Origin of the sequence: Bacteroides mediterraneensis (genome assembly GCF_900128455.1) — a bacterium.
Lineage (GTDB): Bacteria > Bacteroidota > Bacteroidia > Bacteroidales > Bacteroidaceae > Phocaeicola > Phocaeicola mediterraneensis.
Map to the genome: position 1 here is coordinate 3579385 of NZ_LT635783.1, position 24705 is coordinate 3604089.

General features: G+C 47.9%; 14 protein-coding genes and 3 pseudogenes. 10 read left to right on the plus strand and 7 right to left on the minus strand.

The features are described 5' to 3' along the window. Positions 1–44 precede the first annotated feature (44 nt). The 9 genes and pseudogenes from nuoH (at position 45) to BQ7480_RS15350 (ending at position 12454) form a co-directional block, all read left to right on the plus strand. Positions 45–1136 (plus strand): NADH-quinone oxidoreductase subunit NuoH, encoded by a 1092-nt coding sequence (gene nuoH, locus BQ7480_RS15310; protein ID WP_072543525.1) that lies wholly within the window; start codon positions 45–47, stop codon positions 1134–1136. A gap of 16 nt (positions 1137–1152) precedes the next feature. Further along, complete coding sequence (locus BQ7480_RS15315) at positions 1153–1602, plus strand: NuoI/complex I 23 kDa subunit family protein (RefSeq protein ID WP_072543526.1); 450 nt, start codon at positions 1153–1155, stop codon at positions 1600–1602. A gap of 16 nt (positions 1603–1618) precedes the next feature. Continuing rightward, positions 1619–2134, plus strand: a complete 516-nt coding sequence (locus BQ7480_RS15320) for an NADH-quinone oxidoreductase subunit J family protein (RefSeq protein WP_072543527.1) — start codon at positions 1619–1621, stop codon at positions 2132–2134. A 12-nt stretch (positions 2135–2146) separates the two neighbouring features. Beyond that, a complete protein-coding gene (nuoK, locus tag BQ7480_RS15325; protein ID WP_007557857.1) occupies positions 2147–2464 on the plus strand; it encodes an NADH-quinone oxidoreductase subunit NuoK in 318 nt (105 codons plus the stop codon). A gap of 26 nt (positions 2465–2490) precedes the next feature. Next, positions 2491–4380, plus strand: coding sequence for an NADH-quinone oxidoreductase subunit L (gene nuoL, locus BQ7480_RS15330; protein ID WP_072543528.1), 1890 nt, complete (start codon positions 2491–2493; stop codon positions 4378–4380). A 20-nt stretch (positions 4381–4400) separates the two neighbouring features. Next, positions 4401–5882 carry a complex I subunit 4 family protein gene (locus BQ7480_RS15335; protein WP_022355004.1) on the plus strand — a complete coding sequence of 494 codons (1482 nt, stop codon included), beginning with the start codon at positions 4401–4403 and terminating at the stop codon, positions 5880–5882. 24 nt (positions 5883–5906) lie between these two features. Beyond that, entirely contained in the window at positions 5907–7325 is a 1419-nt protein-coding gene (locus BQ7480_RS15340) for an NADH-quinone oxidoreductase subunit N (protein WP_072543529.1), read from the plus strand. Between the two features lie 280 nt (positions 7326–7605). Further along, positions 7606–10650 (plus strand): annotated as a pseudogene (locus tag BQ7480_RS15345) (SusC/RagA family TonB-linked outer membrane protein). Between the two features lie 13 nt (positions 10651–10663). Next, the gene (locus BQ7480_RS15350) at positions 10664–12454 is read left to right on the plus strand and encodes a RagB/SusD family nutrient uptake outer membrane protein (protein WP_072543530.1); all 1791 of its coding nucleotides are present in this window, start codon (positions 10664–10666) and stop codon (positions 12452–12454) included. A 242-nt stretch (positions 12455–12696) separates the two neighbouring features. On the opposite strand, the gene BQ7480_RS15355 is transcribed toward BQ7480_RS15350, so the two are convergent. The 3 genes and pseudogenes from BQ7480_RS15355 to BQ7480_RS15365 all read right to left on the minus strand — a co-directional run. Then, positions 12697–13797 (minus strand): RagB/SusD family nutrient uptake outer membrane protein, encoded by a 1101-nt coding sequence (locus BQ7480_RS15355; RefSeq protein ID WP_235816700.1) that lies wholly within the window; start codon positions 13795–13797, stop codon positions 12697–12699. A gap of 14 nt (positions 13798–13811) precedes the next feature. Continuing rightward, positions 13812–14972, minus strand: a pseudogene (locus tag BQ7480_RS15360) (SusC/RagA family TonB-linked outer membrane protein); the annotation flags it as partial. Next, positions 14968–17448 (minus strand): annotated as a pseudogene (locus BQ7480_RS15365) (SusC/RagA family TonB-linked outer membrane protein); the annotation flags it as partial. The pseudogenes BQ7480_RS15365 and BQ7480_RS15360, both read right to left, overlap by 5 nt. A 294-nt stretch (positions 17449–17742) precedes the next feature. Between BQ7480_RS15365 and BQ7480_RS15370 the strand changes: the two are divergent. Beyond that, positions 17743–19029 carry an IS1380 family transposase gene (locus BQ7480_RS15370; RefSeq protein WP_048318236.1) on the plus strand — a complete coding sequence of 429 codons (1287 nt, stop codon included), beginning with the start codon at positions 17743–17745 and terminating at the stop codon, positions 19027–19029. Positions 19030–19477: 448 nt separating this feature from the next. On the opposite strand, the gene BQ7480_RS15375 is transcribed toward BQ7480_RS15370, so the two are convergent. The 4 genes from BQ7480_RS15375 to BQ7480_RS15390 form a co-directional block, all read right to left on the minus strand. After that, positions 19478–20365 (minus strand): helix-turn-helix domain-containing protein, encoded by an 888-nt coding sequence (locus tag BQ7480_RS15375; RefSeq protein ID WP_072543531.1) that lies wholly within the window; start codon positions 20363–20365, stop codon positions 19478–19480. A 132-nt stretch (positions 20366–20497) separates the two neighbouring features. Next, on the minus strand, positions 20498–22150 hold the full coding sequence (locus tag BQ7480_RS15380) for an MFS transporter (RefSeq protein WP_072543532.1): 1653 nt from the start codon (positions 22148–22150) through the stop codon (positions 20498–20500). Positions 22151–22187: 37 nt separating this feature from the next. Continuing rightward, a complete protein-coding gene (locus BQ7480_RS15385) occupies positions 22188–23264 on the minus strand; it encodes an HlyD family secretion protein (protein ID WP_072543533.1) in 1077 nt (358 codons plus the stop codon). A gap of 23 nt (positions 23265–23287) precedes the next feature. Beyond that, positions 23288–24625 (minus strand): TolC family protein, encoded by a 1338-nt coding sequence (locus tag BQ7480_RS15390; RefSeq protein ID WP_072543534.1) that lies wholly within the window; start codon positions 24623–24625, stop codon positions 23288–23290. Positions 24626–24705: the final 80 nt, after the last annotated feature.

The window sequence follows — 24705 nt, forward strand, 5'->3', positions numbered from 1 at the left end:
CAAGTGGACAATCATCACAGTAAAACTGAAAAATTAAAAGAAATATGTTTTTAGATTATTATAATTTCAGCCCGCTGCTCATGCAGATTCATGCCTTTCTGTGCAGTGTGATGCCCGAGTGGCTGGCACTTACCCTTGAAGGCCTCGTGGTTGGCGTGTTCATCCTCGTCATGTACGCCGTACTGGCCATCATCCTTATCTATATGGAGCGTAAAGTCTGTGCGGCTTTCCAGTGCCGTATCGGTCCGAACCGTGTAGGAGGAAAAGGCGGATTGCTACAGGTTCCGGCCGACGTATTGAAAATCCTGACCAAGGAAATCATCAGCCTGAAAAATTCCGACCATTTCCTGTACAACCTGGCTCCGTTTCTGGTCATTCTGGCCTCTATCCTCACCTTCTCCTGCCTGCCATGGAACAAAGGAGGAGAAATCCTGCACATGAACATCGGTATCTTCTTCGTGCTGGCGGCTTCTTCCATCGGTGTATTGGGTATCCTGCTGGCCGGATGGAGTAGTAACAGCAAATATACGCTGATTGGTGCCGTACGAAGTGGTGCCATGATTATCAGTTACGAACTTTCCATCGGCCTCAGCGTATTGACCATGGTGGTTATGAGCGGAGCCATGGACATCCAGACCATCGTAGAAGGACAGGCCAACGGATGGAACATTTTCAAGGGACATATCCCAGCCATCATGGCGTTCATCATCTATCTGATTGCCGGTAATGCAGAAGCCAACCGTGGCCCGTTCGACCTGGCCGAAGCAGAACAGGAGCTGACCGCCGGATACCATACGGAATATTCCGGTATGCACTTCGGATTCTTCTATCTGGCCGAATATCTGAACTTGTTTATCACAGCCGGTATCGCTACCACTCTGTTCCTGGGTGGATGGATGCCTTTGCACATTGCCGGACTTGACGGTCTGAACATGGTGATGGACTACATCCCCGGATTTGTCTGGTTTATCGGGAAGACTTTCTTCATCGTCTTCCTGCTGATGTGGATTCGCTGGACTTTCCCACGTCTGCGTATCGACCAGGTGCTGACACTGGAATGGAAATACCTGATGCCGCTTTCACTGGTGGTTTTGTTACTGATGACCGTATGCAAAGTGTGCGGCCTGACATTTTGATTAAAAAATTTTGGATATGAATGAATTGAAAGAATATTTAAAAGGATATGTCGGTGGAGTAAAGAGCCTGCTGGTAGGTATGCGTACCTCCATGAAAGTGTTCTGCCAGAAGAAAGTAACCGAACAGTATCCGGAGAACCGCCACACGACTCTCCATATTCCGGAACGTCACAGAGCCATGCTCGAAATGCCGGTCGATGAGAACGGAAACAACCGGTGCATTGCCTGCGGCCTGTGCCAGATGAACTGTCCGAACGGAACCATCCGCCTGACCACGGAAATGCGGGAAACTGAAGACGGCAAAAAGAAAAAAGTACTGGTGAAATACGAATACAACCTGGGATCATGCATGTTCTGCATGCTGTGCGTCAATGCCTGCCCGCACGATGCCATCCGGTTCACGAATGACTTCGAGAATGCGGTATTCCAGAAAGAGAAACTCGTAATGACACTGAACAAGAAATAAATAAAACGAAACGGATATGAATATATCACTTCAAGAAATCGTATTTTATATCGTAGGTGCCTGTATCATTGTCAGCTCCATTCTGGCTGTCACTACAGGAAGACTGCTGCGTGCAGCCACTTACCTGCTGTTCGTCCTTTTCGGCACAGGAGCCATCTACGGAATTCTGGGTTACACCTTCCTGAGTGCAGTCCAGCTGATGGTGTATGCCGGAGGTATCGTGGTATTGTATGTGTTCTCTATTTTGCTGACCCAGTCGGACAAAAATATGAAATACCGGCAAAACCGTGCCAAACTCATCAGCGTACTGATAACCACCGTGGTGGGAGCCGTGCTGGTACTCTTCCTGGTCATGACCAACGGATTTGCCCTGAACCTGATTCCACAGGGAGTGGAACTTCCGGTCGACCAGATTGGACACGCTTTGATTGGTACCGACAAATACCAGTTCGTCCTGCCGTTTGAAGCCGTCAGCGTATTGTTATTAGCTTGTATGATTGGTGCGATATTGATTGCACGCAAAGAAAAATAATACAGTAAGATTATGGAAATAGAAATTCATGTAGTTCACTACCTCGTCATCAGCACCGTCATGCTTTTCTGCGGCATCTATGGTTTCTTCACCCGCAAGAACCTGCTGGCACTGCTGATTTCAGTAGAATTGATGCTCAATGCCACCAACATCAATTTCGCGGTATTCAACCGTTATCTTTTCCCCGGACAACTGGAGGGGCATTTCTTCAGCCTGTTCGGAATAGCCATCGCCGCAGCCGAAACCGCCGTGGCCATTGCCATCATTATTAATGTGTATCGCAACCTGAAACAGGTGCTTACCGATGATATAACCGATTTGAAAGGATAACTTTCTTATACATTATTAAATTGCTTATGGATTATACAATTCTGATACTTGCCCTCCCAATGCTGAGCTTCCTGCTTCTGGCACTGGCCGGCATGAAAATGCCTCATCGTGTAGCGGGCGCCATCGGCACACTTTCACTGGGAGTGGTAGCCGTACTGAGCTATCTGACGGCATTCAGCTATTTCACGGCTCCACGTACTGCGGAAGGCCTCTACCCTACGCTGACTCCGTGGAACATTGAATGGCTGCCGTTCACTTCGTCTCTTCATATTGACATGGGTATCCTGCTGGACCCGATTTCCGTCATGATGCTGGTGGTCATCTCCACCGTTTCCCTGATGGTACACATCTACTCTTTCGGTTACATGAAAGGAGAGGTCGGTTTCCAGCGGTATTACGCCTTCCTGTCATTGTTTACTTTCTCCATGCTGGGACTGGTCGTTGCAACCAATATCTTCCAGATGTATGTGTTCTGGGAGCTGGTGGGTGTGTCTTCTTACCTGCTCATCGGTTTCTACTACACCAAACCGGAAGCCATTGCTGCCAGTAAGAAAGCGTTTATCGTAACCCGTTTTGCCGACCTGGGCTTCCTAATCGGTATCCTGATTTACGGATATTACATGCAGACCTTTACCTTCACTCCGGGCACGGAACGTCTGATGCAGGCCGGGATGGTACTTCCCCTTGCACTGGGACTGATGTTCGTGGGTGGTGCCGGTAAGAGTGCCATGTTCCCGTTGCATATCTGGTTGCCGGACGCCATGGAAGGTCCAACTCCGGTATCTGCCTTGATTCATGCCGCCACCATGGTGGTAGCCGGGGTGTACCTGGTAGCCCGCATGTTCCCGCTGTTCATCGGTTATGCGCCTCACACCCTGCACATCGTGGCCTGGGTAGGTGCTTTCACTGCCTTCTACGCAGCCAGCGTAGCCTGCGCACAGAGTGATATCAAACGTGTACTTGCCTTCTCTACCATCTCACAGATTGGTTTCATGATGGTGGCACTGGGTGTCTGCACTGCAGCCGACCCGCACGAAGGCGGTCTGGGTTACATGGCCGGCATGTTCCACCTGTTCACTCACGCCATGTTCAAAGCCCTGCTTTTCCTGGGCGCCGGATGCATCATCCATGCCGTTCACAGCAACGAAATGGAGACCATGGGCGGCTTGCACAAATACATGCCGATTACTCACATCACCTTCCTGATTGCCTGTCTGGCCATCGCCGGTATTCCTCCATTCTCCGGATTCTTCTCCAAGGACGAGATTTTGACGGCCTGCTTCCAGTACAGCCCGGTCATCGGATGGATTATGACGATTATCGCCGGAATGACCGCTTTCTACATGTTCCGTCTGTACTACTGCATCTTCTGGGGCAAGGAAAACAAGGAACTGCATGCACACCATGTACCGCATGAAAGTCCGCTGACCATGACCTTCCCACTGATGTTCCTGGCACTGGTTACTATCGTAGCCGGATTCATTCCTTTCGGCCACTTCGTATCTTCCAACGGACACGCCTACGACATTCACCTCGACTGGGGAGTAGCCGGCACAAGCATCGTCATTGCCGTTATCGCCATTGCCTTGGCCACTTGGATGTATGCCCGCGAAAAACAGCCTGTACCCGAGATGCTGGCACAGCGATTCAGTACCCTGCACCGTGCAGCCTACAAGCGTTTCTATATGGATGAAATCTGGTTGTTCGTCACTAAAAAAATCATCTTCCGCTGCGTATCCACTCCGCTGGCATGGTTCGACCGCCACGTCATCGACCAGTTCATGAACTTCATGGCATGGAGCACCAACGCCGCTGGAGAAACCGTACAGCCGATACAGAACGGTAAAATCCAGACATACACTCATTATTTCCTGGCAGGTATTATTGTACTGACAATCATCTTGCTGCTGAACTAACAAAGAAGAATCTATAACGTATGAATATATTAAGTCTTTTCGTATTGATACCTCTGCTGATGCTGCTGGGACTGTGGATTGCCCGCAACGTCAATCAGGTCAGAGGAGTGATGGTGGCCGGCTCGTCCATCCTGCTGGTGCTTGCCGCCTACCTCACGGTGTCTTATATCGGACAGCGCCATGCCGGAGCCACGGCTGAGATGCTTTTCACAGACAGCATCACGTGGTATGCCCCGCTTCACATCTGCTACTCGGTGGGAGTAGACGGCATCTCAGTCGTCATGCTGCTGCTGAGTTCCATCATCGTATTTACTGGTACATTCGCATCTTGGAAACTAAAGCCGCTCACCAAGGAATACTTCTTGTGGTTCACCCTGCTGAGTACCGGTGTATTCGGTTTCTTCATCTCTACCGACTTGTTCACGATGTTCATGTTCTATGAAGTAGCCTTGATTCCGATGTACCTGCTGATTGGCGTATGGGGAAGTGGCCGCAAGGAATACGCCGCCATGAAACTGACCCTGATGCTGATGGGTGGTTCCGCCTTCCTGTTAATTGGTATCCTGGGCATATACTACGGAGCCGGCGCAGAAACCATGAACATTCTGGAAATCGTGAAACACCAGATACCGACCGAAATGCAACGCATCTTCTTCCCGATGGTCTTTCTGGGATTCGGCGTATTGGGTGCCCTCTTCCCCTTCCATACATGGAGTCCCGACGGTCATGCTTCTGCCCCAACCGCAGTAAGTATGCTGCACGCCGGCGTACTGATGAAACTGGGAGGTTACGGATGCTTCCGTATCGCCATGTACCTGATGCCGACCGGAGCTGCCATCTGGGGAGACTTCTTCCTGGTGCTGACAACCATCTCTGTAGTGTACGGTGCCTTCAGTGCCGTAGTACAGACCGACTTGAAATACATCAACGCCTACTCTTCCGTAAGCCACTGCGGACTGGTGTTGTTTGCCTTGCTGATGATGACCCGTGTCAGTGCGACGGGTGCCATCCTGCAGATGCTGAGCCACGGATTGATGACCGCCCTGTTCTTCGCCCTCATCGGTATGATTTACGGACGCACGCACACCCGTGACATCCGTCAGCTGAGCGGACTGATGAAAATCATGCCGTTCCTGTCTGTCGGCTATGTCATTGCCGGTCTGGCCAACCTGGGTCTTCCGGGTCTGAGCGGATTCATTGCCGAAATGACTGTCTTCGTAGGTTCCTTCCAGAACCATGATATGTTCCACCGCGCCTGCACCGTCATCGCTACGATGAGTATTGTGATTACAGCAGTATATATCCTGCGCGTAGTCGGAAAAATCCTGTATGGTACCTGCCATAACCCGGAGCACCTGAAACTGACCGATGCCACCTGGGACGAACGTCTGGCTGTAATCTGCCTGATTGTGGCCGTAGCCGGACTGGGACTTGCTCCATACTGGGTGAGCAACGTCATCAGCGGAAGCGTAGAACCTATTATCAGCCAACTTATCCGATAACCCGAATAAACAAAAAGAAATTATATGAGCGAATTATTTACTATGCAGGCTGAAATAAGCCTGGTCGCTATCATCCTCCTCATGCTGCTGGCCGACCTGATTATGAAGACGCCCAGCCATAAGCCGCTCCAGTATATGGCTTGCGTGCTCATGGTCGTTCAACTGGCCTTGAACATCGTTCCGACCAGCGGCGAAGCATTCGGAGGAATGTATCATGCCACGCCGATGGCATCTATCGTAAAAACCATCCTGACCGCCGGTACCCTGCTCGTATTCCTGCAGTCGGGCGAATGGCTGTCACGCGAAGATACTCGCCACAAAACCGGTGAGTTCTACATGCTGACCTTGAGTACGCTGCTGGGAATGTATTTCATGGTGAGTGCCGGAAGCTTTATCCTGTTCTACGTCGGACTGGAACTGGCCAGCATCCCGATGGCCTGTCTGGTGGCTTTCGACAAATTCCGTCATCACAGCGCTGAAGCCGGAGCGAAGTTTATCCTGAACTCCATGTTCTCTTCTGCCCTGATGCTGTATGGTATCTCTATGGTGTACGGTACTACCGGAACCACTTATTTTGCCGACGTGACGGCCGCACTGACCGGCACGCCACTGCAAATCATGGCCATGGTGTTCTTCTTTGCCGGACTGGGATTCAAGCTGAGCTTGGTGCCGTTCCACATGTGGACCCCCGATACTTACCAAGGAGCCCCGACCAATGTGTCGGCCTACCTGTCTGTCATCTCCAAAGGTGCAGCTGCCTTTGCTTTGATGAGTATTTTGGTGAAAGTGTTCGGACAGATGGCAGCCAACTGGAGCCTGCTGCTGAGCATCGTCATCGTGCTGACCATTACTATTGCCAATATCTTCGCTATCCTGCAGGAAGACCTGAAACGATTCATGGCCTACAGTAGTATCTCACAGGCCGGCTATATCATGCTGGCCGTACTTGGAGGGAACGAACAGGGAATGGCTTCACTGGTGTACTACCTTGTAGTGTACATCGCCGCCAACCTCGCTGTATTCGGTGTAATCAGTGTCATTGAACAACATACCGGAGGTAAAGTGGACCGCAGTGCATACAACGGACTCTACAAGACCAACCCGCGCCTGACCTTCCTCATGACGCTGGCCTTGTTCTCTTTGGCCGGAATCCCGCCGTTTGCCGGATTCTTCTCCAAATTCTTCGTATTTGCCTCTGCCTTCCACAGCGGCCACTGGCTGGTAGTGTTCCTGGCATTGGTGAACACCATCATTTCCCTCTACTACTACCTGCTGATTGTGAAAGCCATGTACATCACTCCCAACGATACGCCGATTGCTACTTTCCGTACACCGGCCCTGGCACGTACAGGATTATTCATTTGTCTCATTGGAGTCATCATTCTGGGACTTTGCAGCGGAGTGTACGACTTGTTCAGCCACGTAGCCGGATTAGGATTCTGATCCGATAATCATATTATCATTTTTATAGAGGTCATCTCAAAGTCGATTTGAGATGACCTCTTTCTTTTTAATCACAAATCCATTTTTCACATTTCTTTCCCTCTCCCAACCCAAAACCACAAAACAATTTATCTAAATGTGATAAATACAGCTATTCTCTTATCATTATGTTATTACATAAAATAAAATAACTTCATAATGATTTTATATTATAAAATTATATTACTTTTGCGGCGTACTAAAACATATAAATTAAACTATTATCAACACAAAATTCACTATGAGTTCTAAATCATGTTTTTCAAAAAGTAGCTGCTTCCTACTGGCAAGTGCCTTAATCGGCACCTCTCTGCCCGCTTTTGCTACTTCTTCAGAGACCAGTACTAACCTGGTTGTCCAACAACAAAACCAAAAACTAAAAGGACAAGTCATTGACGCCAAAACAGGTGATCCTGTAATCGGAGTGAACATTCTGGTAAAAGGAACAACCAACGGAACCATCACAGACATCGATGGGAAATATGAAATCAATGCTCCCGTAGGTTCCCTTCTTCAAATCTCTTTCATCGGATACCAGACAGTAGAAATAAAAGCCACAGCCGGTGAACAAACCATCAAGCTGCAGGAAGATACCGAAACTTTGGATGAAGTGGTAGTAGTAGGTTATGGCGTACAGAAAAAGGAAAGTCTGACTGGTGCCATGTCTACACTGAAAGAAAACAGACTGAAAGATATCACCACACCGACTGTGGAAAACATGCTGAACGGTAAAGTCTCCGGAGTATATGTAGCGCCGGGCTCAGGACAGCCGGGTTCTAACGGAGCCGTACAGATTCGTGGACGTGCCACACTGAGTGGAAGTACCTCTCCGCTATGGGTAATCGATGGAGTCATCGTAGGTGAAGACCCCGGCGTACTGAACCCCTCGGATATTGAGAACATGACCATATTGAAGGATGCGGCCTCAACTGCCATCTATGGCTCACAAGGTGCAAACGGTGTCATCATCGTGACCACAAAAATGGGAAAGAGCGAAAAGATGAAAATCAATGCCTCTGTCAAACTGGGGGTCAGCACCATGACCAACGGAAAGATGGAAGTGATGAATGGAGCAGAACTCTACGATTATTATGCATCCTTCCCCAACTAGGAAGACATCAAATTCTCACGCTGGAATCCCGATTTGAGAAACGCCAACTTCGACTGGGGAGACTTGGCCTCACAAGCTGGATTTACACAAGACTACAATCTTTCCTTATCCGGAGGAAATGAAAAAATGAGTTCCTATTTCTCCTTGGGATATTATAGCGAGGAAGGAACCGTAAAAGGATACAAGTACGACCGGTACAGCTTCCGTTACCGTTCCAACTACAAGCCCTTCTCCTGGCTGACCATCAAACCGAACATTTCAGGCTCGATGAAGAATACCAACGACGCCCAGTATGATTACACCGCCAAATATACCATGTTCCCTTGGGATAGCCCATACGATGAAGATGGCAATCTGGTTCCCGACCGTTACAGCGGATGGGTGGACAGCTCTGACCTGAATTACCTGAATGCCCTTTCTTATGGAAACCATACCACACAAAAAACATACGAGTTCTCCGGCAATTTCGACTTTGATATCAAAATAACGGACTGGCTGACTTTCACCTCGGTCAATAACTACCGCTGGACAGGGTACTTCCAGTCTACTTATACAGACCCGCGTACAGACAGTGCCTCCGGTGTGCAGGGACGTGTGGAGGAAGAGCAGACCAACAACATTCAGCGTTACACCAACCAATACCTGACTTTCAACAAGATGTTCGGAAAACATTCCGTACAAGCCTTACTGGCCTACGAATTCATGGATACATCGGCCAAAGTCATCAATGCCAAAGGTACCGGTATCGTTTCCGGATTTGAGGTACTGGATGCAACTGCCACCCCGGAAGAAGTCGGAGGAAATCTTACCGAATGGGCCAAACAGTCTGTGTTTGCAAAAGTAAACTACGCTTACGACAACCGTTACCTTGCGGAAGCCTCCATCCGACGAGACGGTGCTTCCAACTTCGGTGACGACAAGAAATACGGTAACTTCTTCTCCATCAGTGCCGGATGGAACATCAACCGTGAGAAATGGTTCAAGGCCGACTGGGTAGACGTATTGAAACTCCGTGCCTCATACGGTTCGGTAGGTAACATTCCTTATTCCAAATATCCGCAATATGGCTTGTATTCCGTTTCTTCCAACTACAACGGTATTCCGGCCATCCTGATCAGTCAGGTGGGAAACAAGGACCTGACATGGGAACAGACCTATACCGCAGGAATCGGTGTAGATGCCAATTTCTTCGACAACCGCCTGCGTTTCGTATTCGACTACTACAACAAATATACTTCCAACATCTTGTACCAGGTTCCGGTTTCCGGACTGACCGGAATCACCAGCCGTTGGCAGAATGTAGGAGAAATGCGTAACTCCGGTATAGAAATCACCATTGGAGGCGACATTATCCGTACAAAAGACTGGTTATGGAGCATTGACCTAAATATGGGTTACAACAAAAACAAACTGGAGAAACTGTATGGCGACGATCCGGACATGATGATTATCGGTGGTGGCGGTAATGATACCAGCATTGCCGGAGCAGCAGAAAAAGTGTTGAAGGTAGGTTACAGCACCGACCGCTACTATCTGCGTGAATGGGCCGGAGTTGACCCGAAAAACGGTTCCCCTCTGTGGTACAAGAACGACGGAAGTGGAGAAACGACCAGCAACTATTCTGAAGCCCAGCAAGTCATGACAGAAGCTACGTCACCTAAATTATTTGGTGGATTCAATACCACTCTGACCTGGAAGAACATTGATTTGAACGCTTCATTCGGCTACTCTTTAGGAGGTAAAATCTACAACTACTCCCGTCAGGAATACGACTCAGACGGTGCCTATACAGACCGTAACCAGATGAAGTTGATTGACGGCTGGTCACGTTGGGAGAAAGAAGGTGATATCGCCACTCACCCACTTGCCTCTTACGGAAACAACAGTAACTCAAACAAAGCCTCTACCCGTTACCTGGAAGATGGAGATTACCTGAAACTGCGCTCATTGTCCATTGGCTACAATTTAAACCTGTCGAAATATTATATTCAAAACATGCGTATCTATTTCACAGCTGAGAATGTATTTACGGTGACCAAGTTCTCCGGCATCGACCCTGAAGTGCCGGCCTACTATGATGAAACTACCGGTACCTACAAAGCCATCGGCACTGCCGGAGCCAACCTTTATCCATCTACACGTAAATTCATGTTTGGTATTAACTTAACTTTCTAATCAGCACACATTTATGAAAAAGATAACTTCAACCCTACTTTTATCCCTCGGTATCACAGGAGGAATACTCACATCTTGTGACATAGACCGGTTTCCCAATAATTACATGGCCACAGACCAGGTAGCAGAAAACCAGGAAGTACTTTTCGACAACATGTTGAACGGTATGTACGCACAGCTGAAAACCTGGTCAGACCCGATGCACCGTCTTGGTGAATATGCCGGCGACAACATGATGATCCGTGGCGCCTCAACCGATGCATTTTATGAATTCATCACTTATTCACGTACCCCCGACAACTATCGTCTACAGAACTTCTGGGACTATGGATACAAAGCCATTGCACAGGCTTCCAATATCATCAAAATGGCCGGAGAGACAGACGACTCTGCTATCAGGAGCAAGCTGGGAGAATGTTACTACGTGCGAGGGATGATGTATTTCTACCTGTGCCGGGCCTTCGGACGCCCCTACTACCAGGCACCCGACAAGAACCTGGGAGTACCTATCGTCAATGGAACGCCGGATGAAGAAGAAATCAGCAACCTGTCTTTACCCGACCGTTCTACGGTTAAAGAAACCTACCAACAGGCCATCAACGATTTGCGTACAGCGGAACAGATGATTACCACCTCGTTCCAAAATGCGGATTTTGCTTCCAAAGAAGCGGCCCAGGCCATGTTGTCACGTGTATATCTCTATATGAGCGGCACTTATGAAAATCCCAACACGGAATACGCGGATTCCGCACGCTACTATGCCGATTTGGTAATCCAATCTCCCAACTTCCATCTGGTATCGCGTGAAGACTATATGAAGTCACCGCGAACAGCCCCTGAAAACTATCCGGAAGATATTTTCGTCATCAAACGTCTGGCAGCCGACTTCCCTGGCGATGAATACTACTACACCATTGGAGGTATGTACTCCAACCTTGGAGGTATGGGATGGGGCGAAATGTATGCCAGCGCCAAATACCTTGACCTGTTGAACGAAACCAAACGTAACGACTGGAGAAAGGGAGATGACGGAATCGTAGATGCGAGAGCCAAATTCATTGAACCTCAATACACTACAGACGACAACGGAAACTATACCGAAGTCTTGCGTTTCATCACTCCGAATGCAGCGGGTACCGGATATACTTATGTACAGCTTCCGGTGAACGACACCTATACGGAATGTTATACAGTGGACGAGAACGGCAATCCGAAAGACAAATATGCCATCACTCCTTATACGACAGGCAGAACAGCTGACGAACAGTACTACACCATCAACTACGGGGGCGCAAGCTACGTCGGTGTAATTGATTATCAGATGTCACTCAACAATGGCTATCCGATGTTCTACATTACCAAGTGTTCTCGAGAAGATAACCTGGAATCACAGCTACATTCACCCATTATCTCCCGTCTGGATGAAATGTACCTGAACCGTGCAGAGGCCTATGTAAAACTGGGACAGCTTGAAAAAGCAAGAGCCGATATCAACACCATACGTACACGAGCCATCAATGACCAAGCCGCTTACGATGCCACTACATTCGCAGCCAACGCAGCCCAACTGGTTGACAAAGAACGTCAGCTGGAACTGGCTTATCAGGCTGAACGCAGCTATGATGTGTTCCGTAATGGAGGCACACTGACCCGACAGTATCCGGGACCTCATCCGATAAGTGACGTACCTGCCACGGATTATCGGGTGACCTATTACATTCCGCAGACAGCCATCAACTCTTATCCAAGCGGAAGCACGCTGACACAGAACCCGACCAGTGACGAAGGTGTAATTACGCATTAATAAAAATTCACTAGACGCGGAGAGGCCGTCTCAAAAACTTTGGGATGGCCTTTTTTGTCGTCTCTCTTTCCTTTGAACCGGAGCAAGTTCAGAATATCCAGTAAAGCCCTTTTAACGACAATCACTATTATTATACGCAGGAAACCAATGCCTGTAAGTTCATCAGAATCTAGGTTCCTCCCTATATAAAAACAAGAGAGGCTGTTTCAATGTAAATATGAAACAACCCCTCTCAAAGAATGTTAGGTATCTAACTTATTTTTCTNCAGGAAGCTTTCAATATATCCTTTCAACAAGCCGTTATAACCACCTGTCACGATATAAGCCGGAACGCCGTGATTGATATTCGAAGAGCCCACTGTTCCGTAAGCCTTCCACATCAGGACTTCACTGATGCCCGACAAATCCTGGCTATTATACATTTCAAAGTAAGGGTTCCATCCATTTGTCGGAGACAACGGGTCCTGGTCAAGAGCACCAGTATTTTCTGTCAAAGTAACTCCGTCGGCTACAAGTTTGGCAGCTTCCATAGCCTGAGTCAGTAAGTCCTTGACATGGGCTGTCACGTCAAACTGATAGTTTGGATGTAATTTTGCTCCTGGCCATCCTTCATCACCCGGTACCCGTCCAGTACCTTTATGGTATGTTTCAAAAGAAGCCTCATACAAAGCGACACGTGACTTTACAAGTTGTGCCACCTGCTTATTAATACGGTTATTGGCCGCAAAGCCTTTGTCCTGTAAAAATCCGATGGCCTTGTCCAAATCGCTGAGAATAAAATCTGCGACTTCATTTCTCGGCATACGTGTACCATGGGCAATCAAATCTTCCTTGTTATCCGTTACCACCTCGGTTACAATCGGATAATCGCCATAAGTTTTCAGACGTGAGAAATAAACCCATGCCCGGATGAAATACATTTCACCAATGTAATGTTTGGCATTGGCCAAATCACTGTCATACATGCCAGCTTCGTATTTCGGAAGCACGTTCTCAAAGAAATAGTTGCAATAACGGATCAGGCTGAATCCCAAATCTCCAGATTGTGAAACCTTCCAGTAATCCTTCGTAAAATAACTCTGGCTTGCGTCTCCGCTTACCATATTGTCAGTATTGGCATCCCCTGTCAGGATGGCTCCTTGTCCCCATCCGCTGGGAGCTGTAAAAATACTGTTATACTGTGAGATACTATAGGCCCCCAACTGGTCGGCACTTTGAAAATAGACCTCCGGAGTAACTTCATCCAACGGAGCCAAATCCAAGAAGTCATTACATGAAGTAATTGCCAAACCCGATCCGGCCAGCATACATGCTACAAATAAACTTTTATATGTTGTTTTCATTTTCTCTTCACTATTTAGAAGTTAATATTAACACCTACTGATACAACGCGCTGCAACGGATAAGTCTTACCGGCGTCACTATACAGAGAACCAATATTTTCCGGGTCAAAAATGCTGCTTACATGACTAAATGTCAACAGATTATCACCTGAGATATAAATACGTACGTTTTCCATGGAGGCTTTCTGAGTCCAAGCCTTCGGCAATGTGTAACCCAATGTGATATTCTTCAGACGGAGATAAGCGCCATTCTGCAGATAGCGTGTCTGGGTCTGGTGGTTGCGGCTGGTCCAAGACGGACGTGCATAATATGCATTCGGGTTTTCAGGAGTCCAATAATCCAAGTGTTCCTCAAACACGTTAGACGACCACATACCTCCATTCGTACCCCAGAAATACGTACCAGGCAACCACAAATCACGTTTCCCGATACCCTGGAAGAACAATCGTAAGTCAAATCCTTTCCAGGAACCATCAACTGTAAAGCCATAATTGTAACGCGGAGTAGAATTACCGATTACACGCAGGTCGCCCGGATCATCCGTTGTATAGGAACCTGTATTTACACGTCCATCACCATTCAAGTCGGCATACATGATATCACCGGCACCCCATCCGCTGCCTAATGAACTCTGGTCTACTTTTGCCAGGTGAGCGGCCATTTCCTCATCACTCTGGGCAATGCCGATGGTGGTGTATCCCCAGATTTCGTTCAGCATCTGGCCTTCATAATAGGTGTTCAAAGAATTTGACGGGTTCGGATAACGGGTAATTTTCTGCTGTGCATCAGACATGTTGAATGATACGCCATATTTGAAATCACCAATCTGGTCACGCCATCCCAGTTCAATTTCAAAACCGTAAGATTTCATATCACAGTTATTTACCTTGGGAACAGTGGCGCCCAGCAATGAAGACAATTCAGGAGCCGGACCTACCATGTCCAAAGTCTTGCGAACGAAGTACCCGACGCTACCCGTCAAACGGTTGTTCAGCAATGCAAAATCAAGACCCAAGTCCCAAGACTGGATGGTTTCCCATGTCATCAAAGAGCTTACCAGTCCCGGATTGGAAGAATAGCTGGGCAAAGAGCCGTTTACAATCCAGGAATAATTTGTTCCTACCGGCATAGACTGATAGAACGGATACCAGTCGTCGGTATTCGTATTACCAAGTNTCGTTCAGCATCTGGCCTTCATAATAGGTGTTCAAAGAATTTGACGGGTTCGGATAACGGGTAATTTTCTGCTGTGCATCAGACATGTTGAATGATACGCCATATTTGAAATCACCAATCTGGTCACGCCATCCCAGTTCAATTTCAAAACCGTAAGATTTCATATCACAGTTATTTACCTTGGGAACAGTGGCGCCCAGCAATGAAGACAATTCAGGAGCCGGACCTACCATGTCCAAAGTCTTGCGAACGAAGTACCCGACGCTACCCGTCAAACGGTTGTTCAGCAATGCAAAATCAAGACCCAAGTCCCAAGACTGGATGGTTTCCCATGTCATCAAAGAGCTTACCAGTCCCGGATTGGAAGAATAGCTGGGCAAAGAGCCGTTTACAATCCAGGAATAATTTGTTCCTACCGGCATAGACTGATAGAACGGATACCAGTCGTCGGTATTCGTATTACCAAGCTGTCCCCACGAAGCTCTCAGCTTCAACGTAGAAATGGTACTCTTTTCACCGAACTTCTCGAAGAAACCTTCACGTGCTATGTTCCATCCCAGAGAGAATGAAGGGAAGAAGCCCCATCTCTTATCTCCGACAAAACGGGAAGAGCCGTCATAACGGCCGTTAATTTCTGCCATATAACGATCTTTGTATGCATAGTTGATACGGCCAAAGAAACCGGCCACCGCATTATGCGCATATCCACCAGTTGCAATATCTGCATCAACGGCAGTATTCAGCGTGGGAACTTCCGGTGAAATCAAACCGTCACGCTGTCCTGTAATACTACGGGTCGAATATTTTTCAGCATTGAAACCAAGCAGGACCTTAAAGTAATGACCGCTCTTGAATGTTTTTGAATAGTCCGTATAAATATTGGTGGCATAGTAATTTTCTTTGTAACCATACTCATTTACCCGGCTTTGTCCTGGAGAGTAAGTTCCGTCTCCCATTCCCCAAGCCATAGGCTGCTGGTTACCGTTTACGTCCCAGTAATAAACAGGGAGTACCTCCCAATGCTCAAAATCGGATTGGGTACGAATGGTTCCCTCCAGATTGATGTGCCAGTCTTTGATAGGTTCAAATACAACCGCCAACTGGTTGGTATAAAAATCCTTGTTTTTGGTCTGCAAACCGCCATTTTCCATCTGTTCGATTTCACTTTCATTCATGGGAAAGCCATTCGGGTCGTATGCAGGCTGGATAGGCCATTTACGGGCTACATTGTGGAAGAACAAACCACTCATATAAGACGGACGTCCATAATCTTCCCGGGTCCAACGGGTGGTATAAGTCAATCTGGCCCAGCTGGCAAGCTGTGTAGTGATTTTTCCATTCAGTGTATAACGGTTCATGTAATCCTCACCATGACGCAACAAACCGTTTTGTCCCAAGAAGTTTCCACTCAATACATACTGGGTCTTTTCATTACCTCCACTTACACTGAGGTTATGCTCCTGGGAAGGAACCCAGCTCTTATAAAATTCCTTAAACCAGTCCACATTATCATAAGCGCCTTCGTTCCACTTGGCCCATACATTACCATTAGCGACAGTTGACTGTGTCAGTTTGCCCTCCATGTAATCTTTAATATTCTGCATATACGCATCATTAAAGATAGGAGCATTACCGTCATTCACATTGGCTGCATTGAACATGGTGGCAAAGTCATAAGAATTGGCCATTTTCGGAATGCCGATACCGTCATTGAAACGAACGTTTCCAGAATAATTTACGTGAGTTTTTCCAGCTTTACCGTTCTTGGTTGTAATCAGGATAACACCGAATGCAGCACGTGCACCATAAATTGAAGAAGAAGAGGCATCCTTCAACACAGAAATGTTTTCAATATCGTTGGGGTTCAATGTATTCATATCACCTTCCACCCCATCAATAAGTACCAGAGGTGACGCACTTGAACCGGAACCCAAAGTACCTGTACCACGGATATTGAAGTTCATGGTCGCATCCAATGAACCACCGCTACTGCTTACAGACATATTCAAGCCGGGAATCTGTCCTTGCAAAGCCTGCGACACATTAGAAACAGGACGTGAAGCCAACGCTTCTGAATCAACCATGGATACGGCACCTGTTACATTGACCTTCTTCTGTGTACCATAACCAACGACTACCACTTCATCCAGAATCTGTGAATCATCTTTCAAGGTAATTTCAAGATTCTGGCCATTCCATACAATTTCCTGAGTCTTATATCCCACAAAAGAAATCTGGATGATATCCCCTTTTTTCACGCCAGATAAAGAAAAATCTCCATCTAACCCCGTAATCGTACCGTTGGCAGTACCCTTTACTACCACAGAAGCTCCGATTACGGTTTCCCCTGCAGCATCTTTTACGACGCCAGTACAAGTTGACTGCTGCTGTACGCTCCGAGTCTCATCAACTTCAGGTACAGCCACTGCATACGCTGCTCCCGTAGAAGATATTCCTGCCAGAGCCAGCAACATACTGACTGATTTCATTTTTTTCAACATAATCCAATGTTTTAAGTTAGTATTTAAAGTCTAGGAATCATCCCTTTAGTTCTTGCTTTATATATTAGAAACGAATATTTTCACATTTTTATTCATACAGGTCGCAAAGGTAAATCTTTTTTTAAAGCAATCCTAAATTCCGCAGCATTTTAGTTTAACTTATTTTATAAGTACCTGAGCAACAAAAAGTTGCTCAGGATTTTGCCATGTCAGATTTTTCACCTATCTTAGTGTTGCAAATCAAAATATGTATCAAACCCGACAGACATGGCAAAGGTAGCAATAAAATCTGAGAAACTCTCTCCTTTTGGAGGAATTTTTTCAATAATGGAGCAATTTGACTCCAATCTCTCATCTGTAATCGACTCAACCCTCGGTATGAGATGTAGGCTGTATGGTTATCAATACAGCGAAATCATCCGTTCGCTTATGAGCGTTTATTTCTGTGGCGGCTCATGCATAGAGGATGTCACCACTCATCTGATGTACCACCTCTCGCTTCATCCGACATTTCGCACATGCAGTGCCGACACGATTCTCAGAGCCATAAAGGAACTGACCCAGGATAACATTTCCTACACATCCGACACTGGCAAGACCTACGACTTCAACACGGCAGACATGCTGAATACACTGCTCCTCAATTGCCTATTGTCCACAGGGCAGCTGAAAGAGGGCGAGGGGTATGACGTTGACTTCGACCACCAGTTCATAGAGGCTGAGAAGTTTGATGCGAAACCCACATACAAGAAGTTTCTCGGGTACCGTCCAGGTGTGGCTGTCATTGGCGACATGATTGTCGGCATAGAGAACAGCGACGGCAACACTAACGTTCGTTTCCACCAGAAGGACACGTTGAGGAGATTCTTTGAGAGGATTGAACAGAAAGGATTGACAGTCAATCGTTTCAGGGCAGATTGCGGATCCTGCTCAGAGGAAATTGTGGAAGAGGTCGGAAAGCATTGCATGACTTTCTATATCCGCGCCAACCGCTGCGGTTCGCTCTACGATGACATCTTTGCACTCAGAGGGTGGAAGAGAGAGGAACTGGGCGGCATTGAGTTTGAACTGAACTCCATTCTTGTTGAGAAATGGAAAGGGAGGGCATACCGTCTTGTAATCCAAAGGCAGAAGCGAATTGACGGTGAGATTGACCTGTGGGAAGGCGAATACACCTACCGCTGCATCCTTACAAATGACTACGAGTCTTCCGAGAAAGAGATTGTCAAATTCTATAACCTCCGTGGAGGGAAGGAACGCATCTTCGATGAAATGAATAACGGATTCGGCTGGAACAGGCTTCCAAAATCCTTCATGGGAGAAAACACGGTGTTTCTTCTGCTTACGGCACTCATACGCAACTTCTATAAATTCATCATGGCGAGGCTTGACGTGAAGAGGTTCGGACTCAAAGCAACAAGCCGCATCAAGGCGTTTGTCTTCAAGTTCATCTCTGTGCCAGCCAAATGGGGCAGGACATCAAGGCAGTATGTGCTGAATATCTATTCATGCAACAACGCTTATGCTGATGTGTTCCAGAATGACTTTGGATAACACCGACAACTTATGGTCGTGACTTTGCGTATTGCCTCAAGTCGCATGGTGGGGTAAGGGGCGTTTATATGTCTTTATGGTGACATTCGATGCACTGTGCCCCCTTTTTACTAACGATGCAGATTATTTTCGCTTCTGTATCATATAGGCGCGTAGTTGCGGATTTGAGGGCAATCAAATATTTCAAATATTTTTCAGGAAATAAATAAAAAAGGAATGGATGATTTCGAAAAGTGTGAAAAAGGTGCTGAATTTTATAATGAATCTCCACTCTTACCTATCAGTTTTACAAGTGGCAGTACATGCACTTCAACACCTGTAAAAAAACGCAAGGACGTTTTAGTCCAAACGCACTTGCGTTTTAAGTAAAACGTCGAAGAGTTTTCCCTCAAACGCACTTGCGTTTTTCAAGAAATACCAATATATTGATAAACAAGGTTTTACAAATCTACATTCCAGACCTTTCTTCCTCTTCACAACGATAATGCAAAGGAGAAAGTCCAGTCTCTTTCTTGAAGAAAGTCCCGAAAGCGGAAGCATTGGGAAAATGAAATTCATCCGATATTTCCTGAATCGTTTTGTGGGAATTTTTCAGCAAGAGCATACTCCGGCGAATGATGGCCCGAAACACCAGTTCCTGTACCGTATATCCGCACACGGACTTTGACAAGGCTGAAAGATATTTGGGAGTCAGACAAAGCTTGTCGGCATAAAACGCCACTCCTCTCTCCTCCTTGTAGTATTTCTCCACCAGCCGAATCAGCTGGATAAAGGTGTCAATCTTGTGTCCGGCAGCCTTGTTCTCTTCCATCAACCGCCGGCTGTAAATGGCACAGAGCCGATAGGTCAGGGCCAGCAGCAACAGTTTCCGTTCATGATTTCCGAAAGGATTATCCGCGACATGCCGGTAACGGCTAATCAGTGTGATATAACGGGCAATGTCTTCTTCCTCCCCTGTGGCCCATACATAACAAGGTTCCGGAGTCAGTGTGGCATACAAATGCATGGCTACTACGGAACTGCCCAACAGTTCCCGGATAGAATCTACCCGATAGAACAAAATATCCACACGCAAGTCGTCCGTACATGTCCCTGCACAGAATTCCGTGGATTCGGACAAGAAAACCGTCTCTCCGGCTTTCGCCGTAAAAGGTTTCCGGTCCAAAGTAAACTGAAAACTCCCCTGCTCACAGACCACCAGTCCCAGATAATCCATCCGGAAAGTTTTCTGCAATATAGCTGGGAAAGCCTCCACCACGCCTCCCGAGCAACAAATATCCCTTCGTTCCACCAATGCCTGGTTCAAGCGCATTAAACGTTCTGTTTGTGTAGCCATAATATCGGTTCAAGTTATTTTTACCTGCACGAAGATACACAAAAAAGCGTCACGGCAGAGGCTTCCAGAAATATTCCCCGCCGAAAATCTAGATTAAGAAACGAAAGACCTCTCCGTGACGCATGACTACCTTCAAGAAACAGGAATACTGTCCAGCTTCCTTTTCTTCCAGGGGATAAGCAGGAAAAAGACCGCACAGCCCAGACAACCGTAGAAAGTCCAGCCGGACATCTCCTTGACCGCCGACAGCGTGGCTTGCACCTGTACAGTTCCCTTTGCCGACATAGCCGCCATCTGTTCGGCTTCCTGTCCGCTCTTACCCTGATACTGCATGCCTTGTACCGTCTGCACATAGGAAGCCGACACTTCCGGATTCAGCCGGTCGCGATTCTGTGCGAAACAGGTGACATAATGCTGCTGACGGTGCTGCATCACGTTCGTATAAAGTGCCGTACCGATGCCGGGGCCCAGCACCATCCGCACGGTAAGCATAATACAAATCCAGGTAGAGAGATACTTATAGGGCATCCGCTGGTTGGCATACACTGCCGTCAGCGAATACAACAGCATCATTCCCGTAGCCCGGATGACGACCGGATACTTCATCCGCTCATACAAGCCGGCAGTCTGCACCTCAAAGTACATGAACAGGGCCGAAAGTCCAATCAATACGAAACCCAACGAGAACAAGTATTTCAAATGTACTCCCTTACGTCCCAGCATGACAGCAATGACACAGCCGATGAAATATCCCGCCATGCTCCAGTTGTTCAGGGCCGCATTCTGCCAGTTGTCTATTTTCATCCCCACCCCGGTAAACACATTCACGAACAAGGCGCTGGAATTGAAAACCATCAACAGCAGGAACAACAAGATTCCTATCCGGATGGAACGCAGCTGAAAGATGTCCATCAAGAAATACGGAGAATGCTGTTTCTTTTCCATATACACAAAGAGAGCCGTAAAGCACACGGCACTCCCCGTAGCCCAGCAGATAGAAGGGTCATCGTACCAGTCGAGTACCTTGCCATACACCAGCACGTAAATCACCGAAGCACACATCAGACAGAAAATCACCACACTCCCGAATTTCCGGAAAGTGATGGGAAAACGGCGCGACACGTAGGTATGGTAGGGCATGGTGACAAACACCACCAGTATGGAAAGCAGCAACGCCCCCATCATGAAATAATAGACGTACTGCCATTCATATTCGTATGCCAGCCAAGCGGTCAGCGAAGTGCCCAGCTGTCCGAGAATCATAAAAAACAGGTAAATAGTCGGCATGCTGACGCTTTTCTCGCCATCCAGCCTGTCCCACCCATCTGCATCCACAGGGTCATTTCCCGGCGTAATGTTGCGGGTGGCTTCCATCCCGAACGCATACTTAATCAGCGTAAACAGATTGACCATCATCAGCACCATCCGCAGAAATCCCATTACCACACTACAGACAGCCAGCACATAAATGCTATCGGTCTTGGCGCAGACGTAGCTCAGCAGGTAAAGCAAAGAAAAACCAACGATGCACATCATCTTTTCCCGACGGAGGCACACCAGCTCGTAGAAGAAGGGCGAAAAGGCAGCCATTCCTACAGAGGTGAGAAAACCGACAAACTGAATATGTTCCGACTGGATGCCCAGTCCACTGAGCATTTCCCCACTATTGGCGGTATAAACCCCACTTGCCGTCAGAATCGGCACAAAAAGCAGGACCAGAATCAGGATGCCCAGCGGTTTGGGTACCCAGTTATAGAACGGATAATTTTTAGGACAGGAAGGCATAATTCTTCTTTTAAAGAAATCCTTGAAAACGTGATACTCACAATTTGGCCTTGACGACCACCATCATACCGGCAGCCAGACGGGCATTGTCTTCCTCGGACAAGTCCGTGAAATCAATGCGCACCGGAATACGCTGCTGAATCTTGACAAAGTTGCCGGCAGAATTGTCGGTAGGTACCAACGAATACTTGGCACCAGTAGCTCCGGAGATGGCCGTAATCTTTCCGGTAAACTCCCGGCCACTGAGGGCATCGACAGCAATCCGTACTTCCTGCCCCAGCTTCAGATTTTCCACCTGTGTTTCCTTGTAATTGGCCACTATCCACTTCTGACTGTCCGGAAGAATGTACGTCACACTTTGTCCGGCAGTGATGTACTGCCCTTCTTCCAAGGCCCGTCGCCCCAGTTTCCCGTCACAAGGAGCCAGCACCACGGTATAGGAGAGATTCAGGCGGGCCATCTCCAAAGCCGCCTTCGCCCGCTGTATGGCAGCCTCTGTACTCTCCTTCCGGTTAGATACCTCCTTGATACCCGACATAGCCGCCCGCTGCTGACGTCGGGTTGCTTCCAGCTTCTTGCGGGTAGCCTCGTATTCCGTTTCAATCTGTTCCAGCTGAATCGGAGTAGCCGCATTGCGCTTTACCAGATTCTCGTAACGCTGACGGTCTTTCTCCAGCTTGGCCAGACGGATTTCAATTTCGGCAATCGAAGCCTCATAGACCGAAGCCGTGGTCTGCGTGGTCTGCAAGGTGGCATCCATCACGGTAGCTCCTGCCATCGCATCTTTCAGCGCGGCTTCTGCCTCCATCATCCGAATCCGGTACTCCCGGTCGTCCAACACCAGGAGCGTATCTCCTTTATGCACTTGCTGATGCTCGGTAAAATAAATTTTCTTGATGTATCCCGATGCTCTCAGGTTTACCGGAGAGATATATTGTTCCACCTGTGCGTCGTTGCTCGTTTCCGTATGCTTGAAGTCCAGAAACATGCAGACCACTTCGACCACTCCCCACAAAAGGAGAACGATTCCCAAAAGACTGGCCAGTAGCTGGCGACGACGTTGTTTTTTCAATTTCAAGGCTTTTTCCTGAAGCGTATGATTTGTAGTTTTCATATACGATGCATATTAAAAGTGAATCAATGAGTGGTATTTGTCTGAAACAGGCGGTCCAGTTGCCCTGTCAGTTTCAGCAAGGTCAGGTTGGCCACCTGATAGTTGTAGTGTGCACTGAGGTAATTGTTCTGTGCCTCGCTCATGCGCATTTCATCCTGAAGAACCTCCGTCATGGAAGCGATGCCCTCCCGGTAGCGGTCGGTCGTCACCTGATAGACCTCTTCGGCCAGCAGGTAATTGTCTTTCTGCTTCTGGAAATTACGCTGGTTGTTCATCAGGTCGTTCGTGGCATTCAGATACTGCGTCTCCATATTCTTCCGCATATTCTCGTAGTTCAGCCGGGCGTTCTCCTCATCAATCCGGGCCTTCCGGATACGCGCCCGCTTGTCCAACCCGTCGAAAATCGGCACACGGAGAGTCAGCCCCAACCCGCTGGACGGATACCAGTGGTTGGAGGGGCCGGAATGAAACCAGTGAAGGGCCTTGTCGGTGTATGCCGAATACATCCAGCTCCCTGTCAGGCTCAGCGAAGGAAGATAACCTTGACGAATCAAATCTTTCTGCTGTCCGGCCAGTTTCTCCTGCGACTCCAGCAGCTGCAATTCATACAAGTCGCTGCGCAGCCCGGTCAAGGAGACCGACTCCACCTGCTCCGGATTCACCGGCGTCAAGGCAATCTCCTCTTCTGCCGGATAATCCATCACGTATTTCAACAGGTTCAATTGCTGCACCAGCATCGACTTCGCATTGTCATACTGCACCTGCAGGTTCTCCAGATTGATATTGACCCGCTTCACGTCCACCTCCATGGCCATACCGTTGTCGAAGAACGCCTGGGTAATGTCGCGCAACTCCTGCAACCGCACCCGGTTTTCCTGAATCAGGGCCAGCTGTTCCACCGTGTTCTGCCCCAGGTAATACATCTTGCTGATTTGCAGAATCAAGTCCTCCCGGGCCTTTTCGTACGACAAGCGGTTCAGCTCATTCATCGTACGGGCAATGTCAATGGCGGTGTACACCGTCTGGTTGTAAAGTGGCATCTGCAACTGCAAACCTGCCGACGCATTGTATTGCAGCGTCTTGGTCACGTTGTAGGGATTGCCGTATGCCGAACCGTCGGTAACTGATACGGGAGGATTAAAGTTATCGTTAAACCCGGCTACCGCACTGACTTGCGGCAACAACTTCGCCCGATTCTCGCTGAGCAGATGCTTGGCTTTCCGCAGCTCATTGCGGCTGCCTGCCAACGAGAGATTGTTCTCGATGCCTATTCTCAGGCATTCTTCCAACGTGAGTGTGCGCTGTGCCAAGACAGGGAACCACGTGAACAAGGAAGTTAAAATGACTACTAATTGCTTCATGTTTTTTCGTTTCTTAATCTGAAGCAAAGATAGTCTGTCAGCTACTTACGCGATTATTCAGAAAAGGAGAGGGACTGTTC

What these genes read in the sequence shown, in the direction of transcription:
- BQ7480_RS15350 (WP_072543530.1), top strand. Translation starts at nt 10,664, where the DNA reads ATGAAAAAGATAACTTCAACCCTACTTTTATCCCTCGGTATCACAGGA.
- nuoK (WP_007557857.1), top strand. Translation starts at nt 2,147, where the DNA reads ATGGAAATAGAAATTCATGTAGTTCACTACCTCGTCATCAGCACCGTC.
- nuoL (WP_072543528.1), top strand. Translation starts at nt 2,491, where the DNA reads ATGGATTATACAATTCTGATACTTGCCCTCCCAATGCTGAGCTTCCTG.
- BQ7480_RS15315 (WP_072543526.1), top strand. Translation starts at nt 1,153, where the DNA reads ATGAATGAATTGAAAGAATATTTAAAAGGATATGTCGGTGGAGTAAAG.
- BQ7480_RS15340 (WP_072543529.1), top strand. Translation starts at nt 5,907, where the DNA reads ATGAGCGAATTATTTACTATGCAGGCTGAAATAAGCCTGGTCGCTATC.
- nuoH (WP_072543525.1), top strand. Translation starts at nt 45, where the DNA reads ATGTTTTTAGATTATTATAATTTCAGCCCGCTGCTCATGCAGATTCAT.
- BQ7480_RS15385 (WP_072543533.1), bottom strand. Translation starts at nt 23,264, where the DNA reads ATGAAAACTACAAATCATACGCTTCAGGAAAAAGCCTTGAAATTGAAA.
- BQ7480_RS15390 (WP_072543534.1), bottom strand. Translation starts at nt 24,625, where the DNA reads ATGAAGCAATTAGTAGTCATTTTAACTTCCTTGTTCACGTGGTTCCCT.
- BQ7480_RS15375 (WP_072543531.1), bottom strand. Translation starts at nt 20,365, where the DNA reads ATGGCTACACAAACAGAACGTTTAATGCGCTTGAACCAGGCATTGGTG.
- BQ7480_RS15370 (WP_048318236.1), top strand. Translation starts at nt 17,743, where the DNA reads ATGGCAAAGGTAGCAATAAAATCTGAGAAACTCTCTCCTTTTGGAGGA.
- BQ7480_RS15335 (WP_022355004.1), top strand. Translation starts at nt 4,401, where the DNA reads ATGAATATATTAAGTCTTTTCGTATTGATACCTCTGCTGATGCTGCTG.
- BQ7480_RS15320 (WP_072543527.1), top strand. Translation starts at nt 1,619, where the DNA reads ATGAATATATCACTTCAAGAAATCGTATTTTATATCGTAGGTGCCTGT.
- BQ7480_RS15380 (WP_072543532.1), bottom strand. Translation starts at nt 22,150, where the DNA reads ATGCCTTCCTGTCCTAAAAATTATCCGTTCTATAACTGGGTACCCAAA.